The sequence below is a fragment of the Gottfriedia endophytica genome, assembly GCF_017814275.1.
GTDB lineage: Bacteria > Bacillota > Bacilli > Bacillales > Bacillaceae_G > Gottfriedia > Gottfriedia endophytica.
The window spans coordinates 195122-213704 of sequence record NZ_JAGIYQ010000006.1; the positions used below are offsets into that span (position 1 = coordinate 195122).

Annotated in this window: 16 protein-coding genes, 1 other RNA gene and 1 pseudogene; 5 read left to right on the forward strand and 13 right to left on the reverse strand. The window is 33.9% G+C overall.

What is annotated here, in order from left to right; all coding sequences use genetic code 11:
• Positions 1-741: 741 nt before the first annotated feature.
• Positions 742-1272 carry a PIG-L family deacetylase gene (locus tag J5Y03_RS11425; protein ID WP_209405696.1) on the forward strand — a complete coding sequence of 177 codons (531 nt, stop codon included), beginning with the start codon at positions 742-744 and terminating at the stop codon, positions 1270-1272.
• 450 nt (positions 1273-1722) lie between these two features.
• Here J5Y03_RS11425 and J5Y03_RS11430 read toward each other — a convergent pair whose 3' ends face one another.
• The 4 genes from J5Y03_RS11430 to J5Y03_RS11445 all read right to left on the reverse strand — a co-directional run bounded on the left by J5Y03_RS11430 (position 1723) and on the right by J5Y03_RS11445 (position 5999).
• Entirely contained in the window at positions 1723-2067 is a 345-nt protein-coding gene (locus J5Y03_RS11430) for a DUF4279 domain-containing protein (RefSeq protein WP_209405698.1), read from the reverse strand.
• A 147-nt stretch (positions 2068-2214) separates the two neighbouring features.
• On the reverse strand, positions 2215-4284 hold the full coding sequence (locus tag J5Y03_RS11435) for a GH25 family lysozyme (RefSeq protein ID WP_209405700.1): 2070 nt from the start codon (positions 4282-4284) through the stop codon (positions 2215-2217).
• A gap of 386 nt (positions 4285-4670) precedes the next feature.
• A complete protein-coding gene (locus tag J5Y03_RS11440; RefSeq protein WP_209405702.1) occupies positions 4671-5009 on the reverse strand; it encodes a hypothetical protein in 339 nt (112 codons plus the stop codon).
• Positions 5010-5792: 783 nt separating this feature from the next.
• Complete coding sequence (locus tag J5Y03_RS11445; protein ID WP_209405704.1) at positions 5793-5999, reverse strand: hypothetical protein; 207 nt, start codon at positions 5997-5999, stop codon at positions 5793-5795.
• Between the two features lie 236 nt (positions 6000-6235).
• Here J5Y03_RS11445 and J5Y03_RS11450 point away from each other — a divergent pair.
• Positions 6236-7074, forward strand: a pseudogene (locus tag J5Y03_RS11450) (tyrosine-type recombinase/integrase).
• 176 nt (positions 7075-7250) lie between these two features.
• Here the strand turns inward: J5Y03_RS11450 and ssrA are convergent.
• Positions 7251-7610: a transfer-messenger RNA gene (gene ssrA, locus J5Y03_RS11455) on the reverse strand.
• A 292-nt stretch (positions 7611-7902) separates the two neighbouring features.
• Positions 7903-8370: an SsrA-binding protein SmpB gene (gene smpB, locus J5Y03_RS11460; protein ID WP_209405706.1), complete on the reverse strand. Its 468-nt coding sequence runs from the start codon at positions 8368-8370 to the stop codon at positions 7903-7905.
• Between the two features lie 319 nt (positions 8371-8689).
• On the opposite strand from smpB, the gene J5Y03_RS11465 reads away from it, so the two are divergent.
• On the forward strand, positions 8690-10126 hold the full coding sequence (locus J5Y03_RS11465; protein WP_209405708.1) for an alanine/glycine:cation symporter family protein: 1437 nt from the start codon (positions 8690-8692) through the stop codon (positions 10124-10126).
• 49 nt (positions 10127-10175) lie between these two features.
• Here J5Y03_RS11465 and rnr read toward each other — a convergent pair whose 3' ends face one another.
• From rnr to J5Y03_RS11490, 5 genes are all read right to left on the reverse strand, one after another.
• The gene (rnr, locus tag J5Y03_RS11470) at positions 10176-12701 is read right to left on the reverse strand and encodes a ribonuclease R (protein WP_245208870.1); all 2526 of its coding nucleotides are present in this window, start codon (positions 12699-12701) and stop codon (positions 10176-10178) included.
• A 129-nt stretch (positions 12702-12830) separates the two neighbouring features.
• Positions 12831-13574, reverse strand: a complete 744-nt coding sequence (locus J5Y03_RS11475) for an alpha/beta hydrolase (RefSeq protein WP_322099574.1) — start codon at positions 13572-13574, stop codon at positions 12831-12833.
• A gap of 396 nt (positions 13575-13970) precedes the next feature.
• Positions 13971-14204, reverse strand: a complete 234-nt coding sequence (gene secG, locus J5Y03_RS11480; protein WP_209405715.1) for a preprotein translocase subunit SecG — start codon at positions 14202-14204, stop codon at positions 13971-13973.
• Between the two features lie 60 nt (positions 14205-14264).
• Complete coding sequence (locus J5Y03_RS11485) at positions 14265-15206, reverse strand: alpha/beta hydrolase (protein ID WP_209405717.1); 942 nt, start codon at positions 15204-15206, stop codon at positions 14265-14267.
• 324 nt (positions 15207-15530) lie between these two features.
• The gene (locus tag J5Y03_RS11490) at positions 15531-16043 is read right to left on the reverse strand and encodes an AAA family ATPase (protein WP_209405719.1); all 513 of its coding nucleotides are present in this window, start codon (positions 16041-16043) and stop codon (positions 15531-15533) included.
• A 157-nt stretch (positions 16044-16200) separates the two neighbouring features.
• On the opposite strand from J5Y03_RS11490, the gene J5Y03_RS11495 reads away from it, so the two are divergent.
• A complete protein-coding gene (locus tag J5Y03_RS11495; RefSeq protein WP_209405721.1) occupies positions 16201-16626 on the forward strand; it encodes a GNAT family N-acetyltransferase in 426 nt (141 codons plus the stop codon).
• A gap of 155 nt (positions 16627-16781) precedes the next feature.
• The gene (locus J5Y03_RS11500; RefSeq protein WP_209405723.1) at positions 16782-17186 is read left to right on the forward strand and encodes a hypothetical protein; all 405 of its coding nucleotides are present in this window, start codon (positions 16782-16784) and stop codon (positions 17184-17186) included.
• Positions 17187-17520: 334 nt separating this feature from the next.
• Here J5Y03_RS11500 and J5Y03_RS11505 read toward each other — a convergent pair whose 3' ends face one another.
• Positions 17521-17823 carry a hypothetical protein gene (locus tag J5Y03_RS11505; RefSeq protein ID WP_209405725.1) on the reverse strand — a complete coding sequence of 101 codons (303 nt, stop codon included), beginning with the start codon at positions 17821-17823 and terminating at the stop codon, positions 17521-17523.
• Between the two features lie 37 nt (positions 17824-17860).
• Complete coding sequence (locus J5Y03_RS11510) at positions 17861-18283, reverse strand: hypothetical protein (RefSeq protein ID WP_209405727.1); 423 nt, start codon at positions 18281-18283, stop codon at positions 17861-17863.
• Between the last annotated feature and the right edge of the window lie 300 nt (positions 18284-18583).

The following is an 18583-nucleotide window of genomic DNA, read 5'->3' on the forward strand; positions in this document are numbered from 1 at the left end:
TTACATTTATAAATAATTAAAAGTCTTCCACTAAACTGCCCTTTACTTCAAGAAAAAGCAGAATTAAAGTTAATAAATAACCTAAATACTTTTTCATACTACCACTCCGTAACTATTAAACTATAAATGGAATAAAATATCCAAACCTTTTATCGGTATTTTCTAACCTTTTTCAACTATTTAATCAAAGTGATTATTCAACTAATGCATGCGTTAGTTCAATAACACGATCGACATTTTGTCGGTCTTTTTTATTGTAGTTAACGATTTCTTTAGTAGAAAAATCTGATGTGCTTTTTAATTATGGATTTTTATTGAGTAAAAAATATTGTGATAAATGTGGTTATAAAAATCAATTGTTGTAGTGGTAAATGAGGTCATAAAACACAATTACCTATTTACCTTAATTTTATAAGTTATATTTTGTTAAACAAATAAAAAAAGACATTGGTAATTCTATATCCAATGTCCTTTTCATTTAGTTCACATTACAGATTAATAAAGGCTCTTTTTGTAATTTTGGTTCGGAGGAAACCTGTTTTCTGTCCCGTGACCGATATAAAGGCCTCACAATCATCTTTGGCTCCTGAAACCTTTCCTTTAAATATCTCATCTGCTCTTAACGGAGAAACTTTAAGTACAGGTATTTATCCATGCACTGTGTCATCCATCATGATCTCTACATATTCTATTAGAAAATGCAATTTCTAATAGTGAAATTCAAAAATGAGGTGCTATATTTTGATTGATAAACTCATGTTTATCGCCCATCCCGATGATGAATCGATTTTCGGGGGAGCGTCTTTATTAAGAGAACAAGGTTGGAAGGTCATATGCTTAACCAATGGCAATAACAGTATCCGCTCAAAAGAATTTCATAAAGCAATGAAAATGGTTGGAGCTTCATATGAAATATGGGACTATCCTGATATATATGGAGGAAGCTTTGATGTGCAGCTAGTCGGAAAGGATTTAAGGAAGATCATTAGCCGTTATAGATCTAGTCGCATCGTCACACATAATCTTTGTGGTGAATACGGACATAACCAGCACAAATCACTCTCAAGGATTTTACATGATCAAGGACTTGATAATCTCTATGTCTTTGATACCTCAAACGATATCATTCCCTTCCACCTGCTTCAGAAAAAATTAAAACTTCTTTCTATCTATGAAAGTCAGATGCACGTGATTGAAAAGTTAATGCCATATATTGTATATGAGAAAATCGTGCAGTATGATCAGTCAACTTGTTTTACAGAAGAAAATTAAATATATGGTTATTCGTTTTATTCTGTTGCTCTTTGATATACTCATTTCGTGGCTTTATGCCTTGTTCACGACGTTTTTCCATGTTGCAAGACGTTTCCTTTTGTTCTTCTCTGAAACGTCTTGCAACTAAACTGGGCTATTTTAGAAACGTCTATTTCACTTTCTTATGAATAAATTATACAATTACAGTTTATATAATCAATCTTAACAGAAGTTAAAAAAAGGCAATCCTTTGGTGTAAAAAGGATTGCCTTTCGCCTGTTTTATTACAATATACACTTTTTTATACATCGTTGATCTAACAGGCTTTTGAGAGATATTTGTCTTATAAAGATTTCTTCTTTTTTGTATAGAATCCTGTAGATTTGAAGAAATTGTGTCAAGTAATTCATAAATAAGAATTTATTCTATTTCTACTTCTCCGAAAGATATGAACTTCAAATCTAATGTTTAATTCACTAACATTTGTAATATATTTGGGTTTAGTTCAAACCCCATTTGCCCTAAATTTGAACGAGCACTAAAGAAAATATATACGTTATGAATTTTGGAAATTTCATTAATATACATTTTCGATTTAGATAACTTTATTAAAAATTTTTCTAATACTTGATGTAAATCTTCATAACCATCATATTTAACTTTATAAGTCCATAAATCATCTTTCATTTTTCTTAATGAATTAATTAAACTACCTTTTTTCTTTATTTCAGTTGGAGTAACATTCAAGTTTGCTGTAATTCTATCAAAATCTAGTTTTTCATCCCTTATTATAAAACTAAAAAAACCTTTCATAGTGCACCTAATCCTCAAAGAGCTACCTGAATTAATGGCGGAATTGACAGGCACGTGGTCTATCTCCTCTTCCTTTCTTTAAAAAATAAGCTACCCAATTGTGACTGTAAAACGCACAATTAAGGTAGCTAAAACTTAGTAACGAATTCAATATGTTTTTAGGTATACGGTATTTGAATATCCACTATAAATTTTTTTCCCGTTTACTGTTCTATAGGCCCTGATTTTGAAGTAATACAGCTTGCCTTTCGATAGTTTAGTATTTGTAAAACTTAGAGTAGAACCCGATGTTAGAGTGACTACTTTCGTATATACGCCTTTATAGGACGTCGCCCTGAAAATTTCGTATCCGCTGGCTTCTGTCCCTCTATTCCACGTCAGTTTAATTGAAGTGCTGCTTGCTCTGGCTGCTTTTAGTCCGGTCGGTGCCGCAAGGACTGGAGTACCACTTACAATAGTCGAAAAGGAGCTATCAACCTTCGTACCATTCACCACTCGGAATGCACGAACTTTGTAATAATACGCTCGGTTCGTTACCAAACTACTGTTTGTGTAAGAAGAACTGGATGTAGCGAGATAACTGTATGTCCCCGTTTTCGTAGTAGCCCGGAAAATTTCATAGCCTTGTGCTCCAGAAACAGCCCTCCAGGTGACTTTTACTTTACTGTAACCTGCTGAAGTGACTTTCACCCAACCCGGTACTGTCGTATTTTTAGCATAGCGTGCAGATAGGACAACAGCAAATTTTATCGGTGTTTGAAGATTGTATGGAACGGTATCCTTTGAACTTTTAAACCAGCCGACAAACGTATAACCTGTTCGAACTGGTGCTTTTACTGATGACGGTTTTGCCCCATAATTAACCGTTTGAGTGCTAAGGACATTGCCATCGTCATTTTTAAAGATAACCGGATATTGGTTAATCTTATAAAGAGCAGTAATGGTTAAATCGGAAGTAGCATTGGTAAACTTCTGATCCCAGCCAGTAAAAGTATAACCAGTCCGGTTTGGATGTGCAGGTGCTGTAATCGGCATATTATATTTCACTTTTGAATCACTCAAAATGGTTCCATTATAGTCTTTGAAAATAATAGTATAGATTTTGGGTTCGTAAATAGCCTTTACCGTAAGATCAGACGTTATCTTGTTAAATGCTTGATCCCACTGTAAGAAAGTATATCCATCCTTTGATGGATTTTGAGGTACACTGGCAGATGAGCCATACGCGACCGTCTGAGTATCAAGGACCTTACCATCGGAATCCATGAACACTACTTTATATTGATTGATCTTATACTGGGCAGTTACCACTAGGTCTGATGTAACATTGCTGAAATTGATATCCCAGCCTGTGAATGTATATCCCGTTCTCTCTGGATTTACAGGAGGATTAGCAGCAGATCCATATCCAATCTGCTCAGTAGACAGGACCGTACCGTCCGCATCTTTAAAAACAACCTTATATGTCAGGTTACCCCTTAATGAATCGATTGACATTGGACCATAATCTAAATCTACATTTCCCGATATTCCTGGGACTGTACCTTGGTCGTACTGCCAAGCTGTCCATTGGGTCCACCCGCCAACAGCTGGTGGTTGAGTAATGCCATAGCGTGCAATCCAAACGGGAAGATCTGAAAGCTTGCCACCAAAATCGTTGTACTGCTGTACAAACCATGCACCTGTGTAGACCATTACCCGGCGATTCGTCAGTGACTTTACCGTATCGGTAAAAACTCTTGCCCAACTGGCTATTTCATCGGAAGTTAGCGTTCCAGTTGTAGCAGGTTGTTCTAAATCAAGAACAGGCATGATATCTCCAAAATCGCCCATTCCTCCATTCGTCATCACATTGACGAAATACTGCGCTTCAGCTTTTGCATCGTCAGGGCTATATGGCGCACTCGGACTTGCATAGTGGTAGGCACCAATAGGGAGCCCTGCTGCCCTTGCTCCCTGCACATTAGTCGAAAACATAGGGTCCGTATATGTTGTACCTTGTGAAGCCTTTGCATAGACGAAAGCTATACCTGAGTTTTTGACCTGCTTCCAGTCAATAGTTCCTTGCCATTTCGATACATCAATCCCTTTTAAATTGGCGCTTGTCGCTGGCGGCATTACTCCAGACGCCCAAGCTACAGAATGGCTCGTTAGCAGAACGCTAATCAGCAGAACAACAGAAATAAACGAGCGCATCCACTTTGCTGCATGTTTCATAGTCTCTCTCCCTTAAATCTGATATAAAATTATGTATTCTAGCAATCTAGTACCTTATGGGAAACCTACTAGTTTATATTTCTATCATACATAAGGGATAGCATATGAGTAAATGTTGAATAATTGGTAATAACCCACAACACGGTCCAATATTTGGGTATGATTTTGAAGAGAGGAAAAAAGGAAAATCGATTAAATTAGTTATCGTTTCAGTACCAAGAATTTCAAAACCTCATTTACATATGATACGGTTCCCCGCTATTAATACTGATACATCCCTTACAATATGACTATCCTGCCATTTACTCCAATAAAAAAAGAGCACCAAAAAGGTACTCGTGGTATTAAACTATCGCATGCGTTAGTTGAACAAGAATAAGTGAATACTACCCTTTAATAAAACACCTAAATTCACTTGGTATTTTAGGATTAGGAACAAATAATTTTTTTCTACAATACTCAAAGTCATTAAAATATATTTCGTGTCTAACATTTGAAGTAGTCCAATCAATTTCGCTTAACTCATTTACAACGATATAGTGTTCAAAGTCTTTGTCAATTTCAATTACTTGTAAAATATTCATTTTCACACCATAGTCAACTATATTCTTAATAGTATTTACGTTATAACCTAATTGATTTGTGAAAAATCCAATAATTGTACTGATTTGGGCATCTTCCTCAGCAATAAACATTAAGAATTCCAACAAATCTTTTTCATCCATAAATAAACTCCTCTATATTAATTAAAGTAAACGAATTCTAAAATAGGAGAAATCACTGGCGGACAAGTACAAGTATTATTGAACTAAAGCATGCGTTAGTTGAACATCATATTCGACTGTTTAGTCGGTTTTTTATTGCCTTAAATGGCAGCAGTATAGGTAAGATGGAATATATGTTTTATAGCATGTTTAATCTGCTATAACTTTTGTTATTTTAAAACTAATTGCTTCAGTAAAACATGCTATACCTTTTGTTATTTTTTTTAAAACTAATTGCTCCAGTAAAATATGCTATACCTGGAATAAAATATTTTGCAATACTGTCACTGTTTTGTAGATAAAAGAACATTACCGTTGAAGAGAATAAAAAAAGAAAAATTGATCTAAACAAGATTTTGTAGAGCTTATTCTTAGCACTTCTACATATTCCATAAATAGATACCCCTATCGAAAATACAAAAAATAGCTTAAATAATAGATCATAAGTCATTGAGTAAATCCTCTTTTCTTTTACTTGGGTTTTCTTGATCTTTCACAATAATCCACACAGTACCAATTTTCTTGGATAGTACCTTTCCTTCTCTACATAATGATGGTCACTCCTCAAATAACACTTTATAAACAAACTACCATTGAGTTAATTTCAATTGAAATATTTCGAGATTTTATATAATTATTTATTCGATTTATGAGTCGAAAAGTCCTTGCCTTATTCAACTAAACTGCCATTATGTTGAATAAAAGAAGCGATCTTCTAATGAAGTATCGCATGCGTTAGTTAAACTAATTTTTATCCTTTTTAAAGAACCAAGAAGTAAAAAGAACAACCTCACTTATCAATAATCCAATCCCCATCCATTTAAAAAGATAAATATTATTATGATTCAAATATAATTTCTTATTAACCATTAAGGCTAATAACATCCCTATAAATCCACCAGTTAAAATAAATAAATAGTGCTTACTCCTTTTTAGTAAGTATGTTTTCATTCTTAACCTCACTCTGAATATTTTATAATATTTTATTTCTATGGCATTATAAAAATCCCCTTTCCTTATTCAACTAAACTGCCAAATAGTTGAATAACACTCTTCCTTTTTACTAACTTTTATATTGCTCTCAAACCGTTGTGTAATAAAAAAATTTTTCCACATTTTTAAATTTATGTTAATGGAATTGTCAATAATGCTTTTGTAAATGTTTTCTATATTCGGAGGGATGGATAATGCAATTATCAAAAGGATGGGAATGTTATTTAGATGATAAATTAATTGAAGGTTATTCTGAATTTACTTTAAAAGCCTATGCAATTCAATCGAATTTACTAATTAAGCATTTTGGAAATATTGAACTTTGTAATATTAATACTGAATGTTTAAAATCATATCTAGTTAAAGTAAGCAAATCATTAAAACCATCAAGTTTAGGACATCGGGATAGATTTATTAAATCATTTTTTCGATGGGCCCATGAAGAAGGTTTTATTACCAAAAATCCATCATCTAAAATTAAAGAGCCAAAACCAGGAAAACGAATTCCAAAATTTTTAACAGAAAAGAAATTGGGCACTTACGTGAAGCATGTATATCATCAAGGGAGCATGCGATTATTGAATTTATGTATTCGTCTGGCTGTAGAATAGGAGAAATTGTAAGATTAAATCGAAATGATATTAACTGGTCTAATCACTCAATAATTGTAAGAGGGAAAGGGAACAAAGAGAGAGAAGTATATTTTAACATACGGTCCGAAATTTGGCTTTTTAGATACTTAAATAAACGAAAGGATAACGATCCTTCTTTATTTGTTACTGAGAGGAATCCTCACAGAATGAGTATCGCTCAAACACGTCATATAATAAAACAAGTTTCAAATCGTTCTTTAATTAATAAAGATATTTGTCCTCATCAACTTAGACATAGTTATGCTACACATATGATGAATAATGGTGCTCCTTTGGAGGTAATTCAAAGTTTATTAGGTCATGAAAAAAGTGAAACCACAAAAATATATGCTGAATTAAGTGGGAAACTTAGAAAAGATCAATATTGTAAATACTTCTAAAAAGAAAAAGGGCTATAGTAAATTTTATTTTACGTATAGCCCCAATATATACTATATATTTATTCTTTAAAGCCTCTTACAACAACTTACTGTATTTTTTGAAGCATATCTTTGCCAATCTGGCAAAATTATGGTTCAAATCACACACAAAATAAAAAACCACCAACAGTATGTATTGGTGGAGACGGTGGGAGTCGAACCCACGTCCAGAAATATCGGCACTTAAGCTTCTACGAGTGTAGTCATCGTATTCGTATTTCGCATACTATTCAGCCCAATGACAGGCTTCCTAGTAGCTAGTCTGGTTAATCTCTTCCTTTCCCCTCAGACGGCGAGGTCCGGCGTAGCCCACTAATGAGTGAACCCCTCTAAGCTATGCACATGGGCGATACATAGGAGGAGCCTTTAGATGCTATTAAGCAGCTAAAGCGAAATTGTTGTTTTTGCCAGTTATTGGCTTTGGCGTTTTAACGAGGCCGACCCCCTCGACTCGCAACTTAAGCTCGAACTACCCCTGTCGAATCCGTAACGTCCCCATATTAGAAATGCTTTATGAACTAGTTAAAGCTCATATCGCAAGACAACAATTTTCATATTGTCTTCTAAAGGATGACTTACGAAGCAGAAACTATATCGAGTAGCGTACTGAACTGTTTTTCAAAGTTCAAATTGCCATCATTCAATGCTTCATGTTTTTGTGTTGCTAACTACCTTACATGAGTTATTATAGCATATGCACAGGAACTTTCAATTAACAATTGTTACTAAATCATAAAAAGAATAGAAGTTTAACTAGTTTTATCCATTAATTGAAAATGCCCGTACATTCTACATTTTTTGACGATCGCGGAATGCACGCTCAACTTCACGTTTTGCTTCTTTCTTCTTCAGATCATCACGTTTATCGAATTGTTTCTTCCCTTTTCCTAAACCTAATAACAATTTAGCATAACCATTTTTTAAATAAACTTTTAAAGGAACAAGAGTGTATCCAGTTTCTTTAGTATAACCAATTAATTTTACAATTTCTTTATTGTGTAAAAGAAGCTTTCTTGTTCTTAAAGGATCGTGATTGTAACGATTACCTTGTTCATATGGACTTACGTGCATATTATGAAGCCACACTTCACCGTTTTGAACACGTGCGAAAGAATCTTTTAAGTTAGCTTTCCCAGCACGAAGCGATTTAATTTCCGTTCCTTGAAGAACCATTCCCGCTTCATATGTTTCTTCAATAAAATAATCATGATAAGCTTTTTTATTTTGTGCAATAACTTTCCCAACACCTTTTGGCATGTCGTTCACCTCACTATTAGGTTCTATTTTAACAAAAACAACCATTGAAGGAAAGTTTGAACTGTTTGTATTTAGTTCGAACATCTTTCAATTTGATAATCAATTGTTTTTTAGTTAAAAATAAACCTAAACTCTGAAATTATACTATAACAGTTAACTCATTCAGACAGTTGCACTATCCCTTAAGATTGTAGTACAGAATCTTCCAATTCAAATTGTTGTATATCACCTATTTACAGATAGGACATTTTCACTATATAATGTCGATTATGTTCGTTTTTTGTCGAATATTCTATCAATAATAAAGGAGTGTGAATCTGTGACAAATTTTATTGCACAATTTGATGATTTTTTATGGTCGAAACTTATTGTTATTCTCCTAGTTGGACTTGGATTATTTTTAACGATAAGAATGGGATTCGTCCAATTTAGATTTTTCCCAGAAATGTTCCGTTTACTTACTGAAAAAAAACCAAATAAAGATAAAAAAAGCGTATCCTCTCTTCAAGCATTTGCAATCGGTATGGCTGCACGTATCGGTACAGGTAATATCGCTGGGGTTGCTACTGCTGTTGCATTAGGAGGTCCTGGTGCTGTATTTTGGATGTGGTTAATGGCTCTTATTGGTTCTGCATCAGCTTTCGTTGAGAGTACACTTGCTCAGGTGTATAAAGTACGAGATGGAAAAGATGGAAAAGCATGGCGTGGTGGCCCAGCTTACTATATGGAAAAAGCTTTAGGTAATCGCTGGTTAGGTATAGCATTCAGTATTTTAATTACATTATCATTTGGTCTTATTTTTAATGCAGTACAAGCTAACACAATTGCTGCTTCTTTACAAAATGAATTTGGTGTAAAAACATCAACATCTGCAATTATTTTAATCGTAATTACTTCTTTAATTATTTTTGGTGGCGTTCAATCTGTTGCTAAGTTTTCAATTACGTTAGTGCCTATTAAAGCTGGCGTATATATCCTTTTATCAATTTGGATGATGGTAGCTAATTATCACATTTTACCAAGTGTATTTTCAGCTATCTTCTCTGATGGAATTTTTAGCTTTAAACAACTTTTTGGTGGAATAATCGGTGCTACTGTACTACAAGGTGTTCGCCGTGGACTATTCTCAAATGAAGCTGGTATGGGTTCTGCACCAAATGCAGCTGCTGCTGCTGACGTAACACATCCTGCTAAACAAGGATTTATTCAAGCATTAGGTGTTATTTTAGACACATTTGTTATCTGTTCTTCAACAGCTATGATTATTTTAGTATCAGGTGTATATAAAACATCAAACTTAACAGGTATTCCTTTAACACAAGAGTCATTAAGACAAGGTGTTGGTCCATTTGCAGCAATGTTTATCTCGATCGCTGTGTTCTTATTTGCATTAAGTACAATTATTGGAAATTACTACTATGGCGAATCAAATATCCGCTTTATGAAAAATGGTAAGAAAACAATATTATTCTACCGACTTGCGGTTATTGGCATGGTTGTATTTGGAACAGTAAAAAGTGCTGAATTAGTTTGGTCACTAGCAGATATTTTTATGGGATTAATGGTCCTTGTAAACTTATACGCTATTACTAGACTGTCAAAAGTAGCTAAAAACGTCTTAACAGATTATATTAAACAAAAGAAACAAGGATTAAACCCTGTGTTTAACGCAGCTAATATTCCAGATTTACCAGGTCGTGAACACCTAGAAACATGGAATGGCGATCAAGAAAACGAAGATATAAGTGCATCTTAATGTACTAAAATAGAAATGGACTGGCTCTTAATGTGAGCCAGTCCATTTTTTAATCTCGTTTTTTCTTCTTTTTACCTTTTGCGATTCCATCATAAAAAGCACGTTTTTTCTTAGTTGGATTATAACGGTCATCACGTTTTCCTCTTGATCTTCCACGTGAGCTACCTTCTTGGCCATTTCGATCGCGTGACTCTTCACGTCCGCCTCTTTCTTGACCGTTTCGATCGCGTGACTCTTCACGCCCGCTTCTTTCTTGACCGTTTCGACCACGGGATTCTCCTCGTCCGCCTCTTTCTTGTCCGTTTCGACCACGGGATTCTCCTCGTCCGCCTCTTTCTTGACCGTTTCGACCACGGGATTCTCCTCGTCCGCCTCTTTCTTGGCCATTTCGACTACGAGATTCTCCTCGTTTACCACCTCTACCGCTTGAATCTGGAAGTGAAACAGATCTTCTACTATTACCACGTCGAGATTTTGTTCCTGTCATGCCAACAATTTCGAAGTCAATGGCACGTTCTTCTTTATCAACATTCGCAACGCGGATTTTAACCTCATCACCAATTCGGAATACTTTACCTGTACGTTCACCAATCATTGCGTAAGAACGCTCATCATAGTTATAGTAATCATCTGACAAGTCTGCTACGCGTACAAGACCTTCAATCGTATTATGGAGCTCGATAAACATTCCGAAGTTTGTAACGGAACTAATAATCCCTTCATACTCTTCACCAATTTTATCAAGCATAAATTCTGCTTTTTTCATGTCATCTGTTTCACGTTCAGAATCAACCGCTCGACGCTCCATTTTAGAAGTATGATCAGCGATTGCAGGTAATTTATCATCCCATTCGCGTTTCGTATTGTCGTCTATTTTACCTTGTAGTAAGTAAGTTCGAATCAGTCGATGTACAATTAAATCGGGATAACGACGGATAGGTGACGTAAAGTGAGTGTAGAACTCTGCTGCTAAGCCAAAGTGACCTAAATTGTCTGCTTCATATTTTGCCTGCTTCATCGAACGAAGCATAACAGTTGATATGACCGTTTCTTCTGGCTGTCCATGTACCATTTCTAACACTTGTTGAAGTGCACGTGGATGGATGTTATTTGCAGTACCTTTTACGGTATACCCAAAATTTGTAATAAATTCAAAGAAACGTTGCAGTTTTTCTTCTTTTGGATCTTCATGAACACGATACATAAACGGTACATTTAACCAATGAAAATGTTCAGCAACTGTTTCATTTGCTACAAGCATAAACTCTTCAATTAGCTTTTCAGCAGTCGAACGATCACGTAAAACAACGTCAAAAGGATGCCCTTCTTCATTAACAAGAACTTTTGCTTCTTTAAAATCAAAATCAATTGCCCCGCGGTTCATTCGTCGACTTCTAAGAATACTTGCTAAATGAGCCATTTCTTCAAACATTGGAACAAGTGGTTCGTAACGTTCACGCAATGCCTCATCATTTTCATCTAGAATACTGTTTACATCACTATATGTCATTCTTTCAGTCGTTTTTATAATACTTTCAAAAATTTCATGGCTAACAACTTCACCTTTTTCGTTAATTTCCATTTCACAAGAAAGTGTAAAGCGATTAACTTTTGGATTCAATGAGCAGATTCCGTTCGATAAACGGTGAGGAATCATTGGGATTACTCGGTCGACAAGATAAATACTTGTTCCACGATCATACGCTTCTTGATCAATCGGTGAATTCTCGGTTACATAATAAGAAACATCTGCAATATGGACACCTAATTTATAGTTTCCATTTTCAAGCTTAGTGACAGTAACTGCGTCATCTAAATCTTTCGCATCTGCTCCATCAATTGTTACGATCATTTCATTACGTAAATCACGTCTGTTACCGATATCATTTTCGTTAATTTCATCTGGTACTGCATTTGCCTGGTCCATTACGTCCTCAGGGAATGCTTGCGGTAAACCAAATTTATGAATAACTGAGAGAATATCGACACCTGGATCATTTTTATGGCCAAGGATTTGAATAATTTTTCCTTCAGCTTTTTTTCCGCCTTCAGGAAATTGTGTTAATTCCACAATTACTTTATGGCCATCGACCGCTCCCATCGAATCACTTTTCGTAATAAAAATATCACTGCCAAAACGCTTTTCATCTGGGACTACAAATCCAAAGTTTTTTTGAGCTTGGTATGTACCTACCATTGTTGTTTGCCCACGCTCAATAATTTTTACAATTGTTCCTTCACGACGAGCATCACTTTTTTCTTTCGTGATTCTTGCTATAACAATATCTCCATGAAGGGCACCATTTAGATCAGAAGGAGAAATAAAAACATCTTCTGCACCTTCTTCTTCAGGTATAACAAATGCAAATCCACGAGCATGACCAGTAAGCTTCCCTCTTACTAAATTAGCTTCTTTAGGAAGATTATACTTGTTATTACGAGAACGAGTGATATATCCTTCATCCTCTAAAGTTACAAGTGTTTTAACCAGTTCTCTAAATTCAACTGCATCCGTAATTTCAAAAGCTTCTTCTAATTCTTGAATATTTAATGGTTTGTACTCATTACTTTTCATTAATTGTAAAATCTTTTCTTTCCAAAGTTGGTACTCTTCCAACCAAATCACTCCTATTCTAACCAAATGGCTAGAGGGTTCTTTTTTTACATTTTTTATTAGTTTGTCCAATTCCCAGAATTTCTATTTCTACCAATCCAAGCTATTTAAAAATTCAAGGACATCTTCATGCAATTCATCACGTTCATTCCCTAATGTAATGACATGAGTTGAATTTTCATACCATTTTAATTTTTTATGATCTGATTGAACATTATTAAAAATAATATTGGCACTATCTGTATTAATCATTTCATCATGACGCGCTTGTACAACAAAAGTCGGTGTATAAACTGTATCGACATCATCTCGTACTTCTTGAATTAAACCTTGAAGCGCCTTAAGTGTTTTCATTGGTGCTTTACTGTATTCTTCCATTTCTATTTCAATTTGCTCTTCGCTTTTTCCTTCACGTTTTTTAAATTCGCGAGCATAAGCTAATACACCTTGGTACATGATTTCTTCACTTTTAATATACATCGGCGAACACATTGTTACAATTCCAGTTAACGGAACCGTATATCCTAATTTTAATGAGAACACCCCACCTAGAGAAAGTCCAACAGCCGCAATTTTTTGATGTCCACGGTCCTTTAAAAATTGATAGGCATTCATTACATCCTTCCACCAATCATCAGGACCAGTATGAACTAATTCCTCTGGAGGTACACCATGTCCTTCATAATGAGGGGCATGACAAGTATATCCTTGTTTTTCTAAAAAACGACCAAGCATTCTAACATCTGCTGAATGACCTGTAAATCCATGTAATAGTAATACCGCACGTTCGCCACCTTCAAACGTAAACGGCTTTGGCATCGTTACTTTCATAATATATGTATCACTCCAACGTAAATATTTCTTAAATGAACGAATTAAACTTTCAAACAAACGTTTGATTTAATGGTGTCGCTAATGTCGTTAAACTTAATCAAACGTATAGATTATAATTACTGAACACTTCATTTTACCTTTGTTTGGATTGTATTTCCATAAAAATAGCTTTTCTGATGAATGTTCATCATTTTAATATAGACTAGTTCTATTTTCTGTTTCAGTGTGGGTTTTTAAACGATTAAAAAAAGAAAGAAGTGAGAGGAAATGTTGATTAATAGCAAAGCTGAATGAGAGAATAGCAAAATGATCAAAATAATACTATAAACTTGATAAAAGAAGAAAATGTGAAGTAGGGAAAAATAAAAAAGCTACCAACGCTGGCAGCCATTCTTACTACAGTTTAAAATATGATACAGCAATTGTTAAAATGAAAAATAAAACACTCACAACAACTGTTGTACGCTGTAATATTAAATCAAACCCACGAGCCTTTTGCTTTCCAAATAATTGTTCAGCACCACCTGAAATTGCGCCTGATAAGCCATTGCCTTTACCTGCTTTTAAAAGTACTAAAAGAATCATTAGTATTGAAACAATAATTAATAATACTGTAAATAATGTATGCATTGCTTCACCTCCGACAGAATATACTGTTATCTATTATTTTACTATGAACGAGGAAATTCATCAAGAAACGATTACATTATTGAAATCCAACGGAAGATTCTCAATCCAATCACCAATGTCCTGAAACACTTCTTCACGATTAATTTCATGCAACATTTCATGTCTACCTTTTGGATAAAGCTTTAGCGTTACATTTTGAATGCCACTTTTTTCGTAGAGTTGATGGAGTTTTTTTACTCCTTTCCCCATATCCCCTACTGGATCTTCATCTCCCGAAAAAATAAAAATTGGCAAATCAGATGGCGTCTTCTTTACTTCGTCTTCTAAATGGACTACTCCTATACCCGTTAACATTTCTTTAAAGAAACTAGTAGAACAAATAAAGCCACAATAAGGATCCTCAACATATTTTTTAACTTGTTCGTTATCCCTAGATAACCAATCAAAATCAGTTTTTGCAGGTTTAAACTTCGAATTAAATTTACCAAATGTCAGTTTATCCAGTAGCTTACTCTTCGCTTGATTCCCCATCATTTTTGCTAAACTACTAGATAATACTACTCCTAATTTCCTTATCAATCCTGGGTCATAACCTGAGCCAGAAAGAACTAAACCATGATAGATTTTACCTTCTTTTTGAACAACTCTCCTTGCAATATAGGACCCCATACTATGGCCAAATAAGATAAGTGGCATTTGAACCTCAGATTTCGCTAACTTGGATATTTCACATATATCATCACTCATACGCTCCCAAGCTACATCATGGCCTAAAAATCCCAAGTCTTCCTCTGTTTGAGCAGTTTGACCATGCCCCCGAAGATCCTGAATATAAACTGCAAAATTATGTTCTAGTAGGTATGATATAAATTCTTTATACATCCCACTATGCTCTGCCATACCGTGAACGATATGAACAATTGCTTTCGGATGATCTGGTATATATTTATTTAAGTAGATTGGTACTTCTCCAATCTTAATAAATCCCGACCAACTTTCCATTGTTTTCCCCCTTTTGGTGTGGTGGTGCCTGTCACTTTTTTTGTGGTGGTGCCTGTCACTTTTTTTGTGTGAATAGATTGTGGACAAATTCTGTGGTGGTGCCTGTCACTTTTTTGATGTGAATAATATGTGGACAAATTCTATTATTTTAAATATTAATTAAGATCAAATCGAATCTATATACTTGAAGAAAAATGACATATAGGAATGATTCATTTAATTATTCGATTTGTTTAAAAGAAATCCTTCCCTACTGTCTATTAAATCATATTTTATAATTTTACAAGATATGATTGAGAAGAAAAATGGTATGTATAAATTTTGTTAGCCCAAATATTTTTCTACTTCAGTGTTATCATTTAGGATGATCAATTTATCATTGTATTTGTTCAATATGTTTACTATTTCTGGTTTACTTTCTTTTTCAAAATATGAATTCCACTTAAACATTTTCTTAAACATTTCAAAAGTAGGGTTATAATTTGCTTTTTCAAGCAGCATTTTTTGTAAAATGAATCTCTTTATTATTCTAACTGTCCTTTTAGAATAATTTGTATCCAAAAATATGATTAACTCAGCATTTTCGAAACTTTCCATTACCCATTTATGATGAACACCTTCTACTATCCAAGCTTCAGAGTTAATTATTTTGCTTAGATAGTTATCTCTTTCTTCATCACTTCTTCTTATATCGCCAGTTTTAAATCTTTTCCAAACAACATTGTCTAATTCATAGAATGGAAGACTTAGCTTAGTAGATAAGTCCCTTGCCAAGGTAGTTTTCCCACTTCCAACTGATCCAATAATATGTATTTTCTTTGGGAAATTACTCTTCATCAGTATCACCCTTAATAAATAATCATCATATCTACGTTTCAACTACTATGTAATTTTAACATTATTTGATAAAAATTTTAATTATTAAGATTTTTAAGATAAAATATAAAGAACTAATCTCACAAGCAGGATTTTAGAAATTAAGGAGAATAAAATAATGAATTTACATATTACAAAAGAATTAAATAATAAGGACAAGAATCATATAAATCTTCAGCTTTATAAGTATAATTTTGCGCATTTCCCAGAAGACTTAAGAGGCAGATACCAAGAAATCAATTTATTTCTTAGAGATGAAAATGGTAATGTTCTTGGTGGTCTATTAGGTGAAATATGTTGGAATTGGCTAGAAATTCATACCTTAATGATAGATGAGGAAATACGTAAATTCGGTTATGGAAGTCAACTATTACAAGAAGTAGAGCAAATTGCTTTAGAAAAAAAGTGTGATTTCATTAAAGTTGATACATTAAGTTTTCAAGCATTAGGATTTTATGAAAAGCATGGTTATCAAGTGTTTGGTAGTATTGATCATGTTGGTAGAGACTTTACGCATTATTATTTAAAGAAGGATTTGCCTTAATGGTGCCTGTCACCTTTTCGAATGTGAATAGAATGTGGATAATTTCTAAGTTTTTGTTATATAGTTGTTGTTTTTCAGAGCAATGAATAATAAAATATCATTTTCAACATCATTTTTTTGAAGAGATTAAAACAACAATGTCAGAGGTGATTTCGTTGGAACAATACACAGGTTTATATTTTGATCTGACAATTATCATGTTAATCGTTATATTTAACAAGGTATTATTTCGGTGGGTAAAGTATTTAGTTGCAGCCTATTATCTGGTTGTATCCTATTTTTTTATTACTGTTAAAAATAAAGTAGATCAACAATATGATGGTATCATACCGACTCCAAATGAATATTGGCATAAAAATTCGGAATGGGTTAATACGATATCTCTATATCTTTACATACCAATTTTATCAATATTGATTTTTATCCATTATAAATTATTTAAAAAAGCTCAGAACAAGAAAGAAAAAAGATCTGTTCTTATTAGGTTATTCTTTTCAATTGTATTCTTTTTATTTTTAAGTTATATGTTTCATTTAGCTTACGGAACTAGTCCAATGTGATATCGTCCGCCAATGCCTGATTCATAAACATTGTTACTATATATCAATGTGAGAAGAAGTTAATTTCCACTCCAGGTCGCTCGCTTTCCGTGGGGCGGGCGGTGAGCCTCCTCGTCGCTATCGCTCCTGCGGGGTCTCACCTGTCCCGCTGCTCCCACAGGAGTCTCGCACCTTCCGTTCCAATCAACTTATTTATCAACTGTTTCCTATAACAAAATCTTTTTAAAAACAACAATCTTTTAGAAAAGTTCCTAAAAAACTATCCAATTAAACTTATTACCTTCGTACTTACCTTCTTGGTCAGTGTTATATGAAACACATGTTTTATTTGAAGTTACACACATAATCCTATTTTATCAATTAGAAAATCACCTTGTTCAATTTTCATAGTTTTCTTATCTTGTCGAAAACCCCATCCATGCTCAATTGCATATTTAATTATACTTGCACAATTCTGTGGTCTATGAAGGTTGAAGTGAGAACTTCCTTCCCATGTAAAATGCACTTCAAAGAATGAAGTTTTCGATGAATATACTTTAAAACTTACTGAGTCATTACTAGGTATTTCATTGATTATGCAATGAAAAATAAAATTATTAACCGTTATCTTTTTAGCTACCTTGCAAAATAGTTTCAATAAATCACCTTCTCAAAAACATATTGGATTAGCCAAATTATACATTTACAATGTCTTCCTTTATAGCATGATAATAGAAGAATACTTCATCTTCTTTCCCATTAATTATCCTTTTATTCACTTTAGCTGGAGGGTAAATTTCAGTATTATTTATTGTTAAAGATATGGCGTTGTTAAAATTCTTACTCATTTCCCATTCTCCACCAATATTTCTTCTGATTACTTCGCCTAAATATCCTCCCCAGATTTTACTCATTTGCACAATATCCTCTTCAGAAGGTCCTCTAAAAAATAGTTTTTTAATACCTTTTGGTAATCCTAGATGATATTCTTCTAAAATCTCATCCAGTAGCTTCAGACTATCCTCTGAATAGTCAAGAGATATTCCCATCTGACTGGCAAGGTCTAGTGCATCTTCAGAATATGCAATCATCATATCTTTCACGGTATAATTAGACATTTTTTAATTTTCTCCCTTCATAATTCAAATATATTTTTTATACTTCGATTTTTATACCCTTCTTCAACTAAGTGGTATATCAGAATTTCTTATTCTTTTATCGGTAAAATGAATAAATTATGAAAGTGACAGGCAAAGCAAAGAAAAAACCTCCAAATAAAATGGAGGCTTTCAAAAAAATCGAGTAGGAGGGAGCGACTAACTCCCGACCTCTCACACCACCGTACGTACGGTTCCGTATACGGCGGTTCAAATTAAGTCTGACGCAGAAATTCATATCTTTGATATAGACTTTTAAGA

Excerpts from the sequence above, each read along its gene's own strand:
- J5Y03_RS11430 (WP_209405698.1), bottom strand. The coding sequence starts at position 2,067 with ATGAAAGGTTTTTTTAGTTTTATAATAAGGGATGAAAAACTAGATTTT.
- J5Y03_RS11435 (WP_209405700.1), bottom strand. The coding sequence starts at position 4,284 with ATGAAACATGCAGCAAAGTGGATGCGCTCGTTTATTTCTGTTGTTCTG.
- J5Y03_RS11440 (WP_209405702.1), bottom strand. The coding sequence starts at position 5,009 with ATGGATGAAAAAGATTTGTTGGAATTCTTAATGTTTATTGCTGAGGAA.
- J5Y03_RS11445 (WP_209405704.1), bottom strand. The coding sequence starts at position 5,999 with ATGAAAACATACTTACTAAAAAGGAGTAAGCACTATTTATTTATTTTA.
- smpB (WP_209405706.1), bottom strand. The coding sequence starts at position 8,370 with ATGCCAAAAGGTGTTGGGAAAGTTATTGCACAAAATAAAAAAGCTTAT.
- rnr (WP_245208870.1), bottom strand. The coding sequence starts at position 12,701 with ATGAAAAGTAATGAGTACAAACCATTAAATATTCAAGAATTAGAAGAA.
- secG (WP_209405715.1), bottom strand. The coding sequence starts at position 14,204 with ATGCATACATTATTTACAGTATTATTAATTATTGTTTCAATACTAATG.
- J5Y03_RS11485 (WP_209405717.1), bottom strand. The coding sequence starts at position 15,206 with ATGGAAAGTTGGTCGGGATTTATTAAGATTGGAGAAGTACCAATCTAC.
- J5Y03_RS11490 (WP_209405719.1), bottom strand. The coding sequence starts at position 16,043 with ATGAAGAGTAATTTCCCAAAGAAAATACATATTATTGGATCAGTTGGA.
- J5Y03_RS11495 (WP_209405721.1), top strand. The coding sequence starts at position 16,201 with ATGAATTTACATATTACAAAAGAATTAAATAATAAGGACAAGAATCAT.
- J5Y03_RS11510 (WP_209405727.1), bottom strand. The coding sequence starts at position 18,283 with ATGTCTAATTATACCGTGAAAGATATGATGATTGCATATTCTGAAGAT.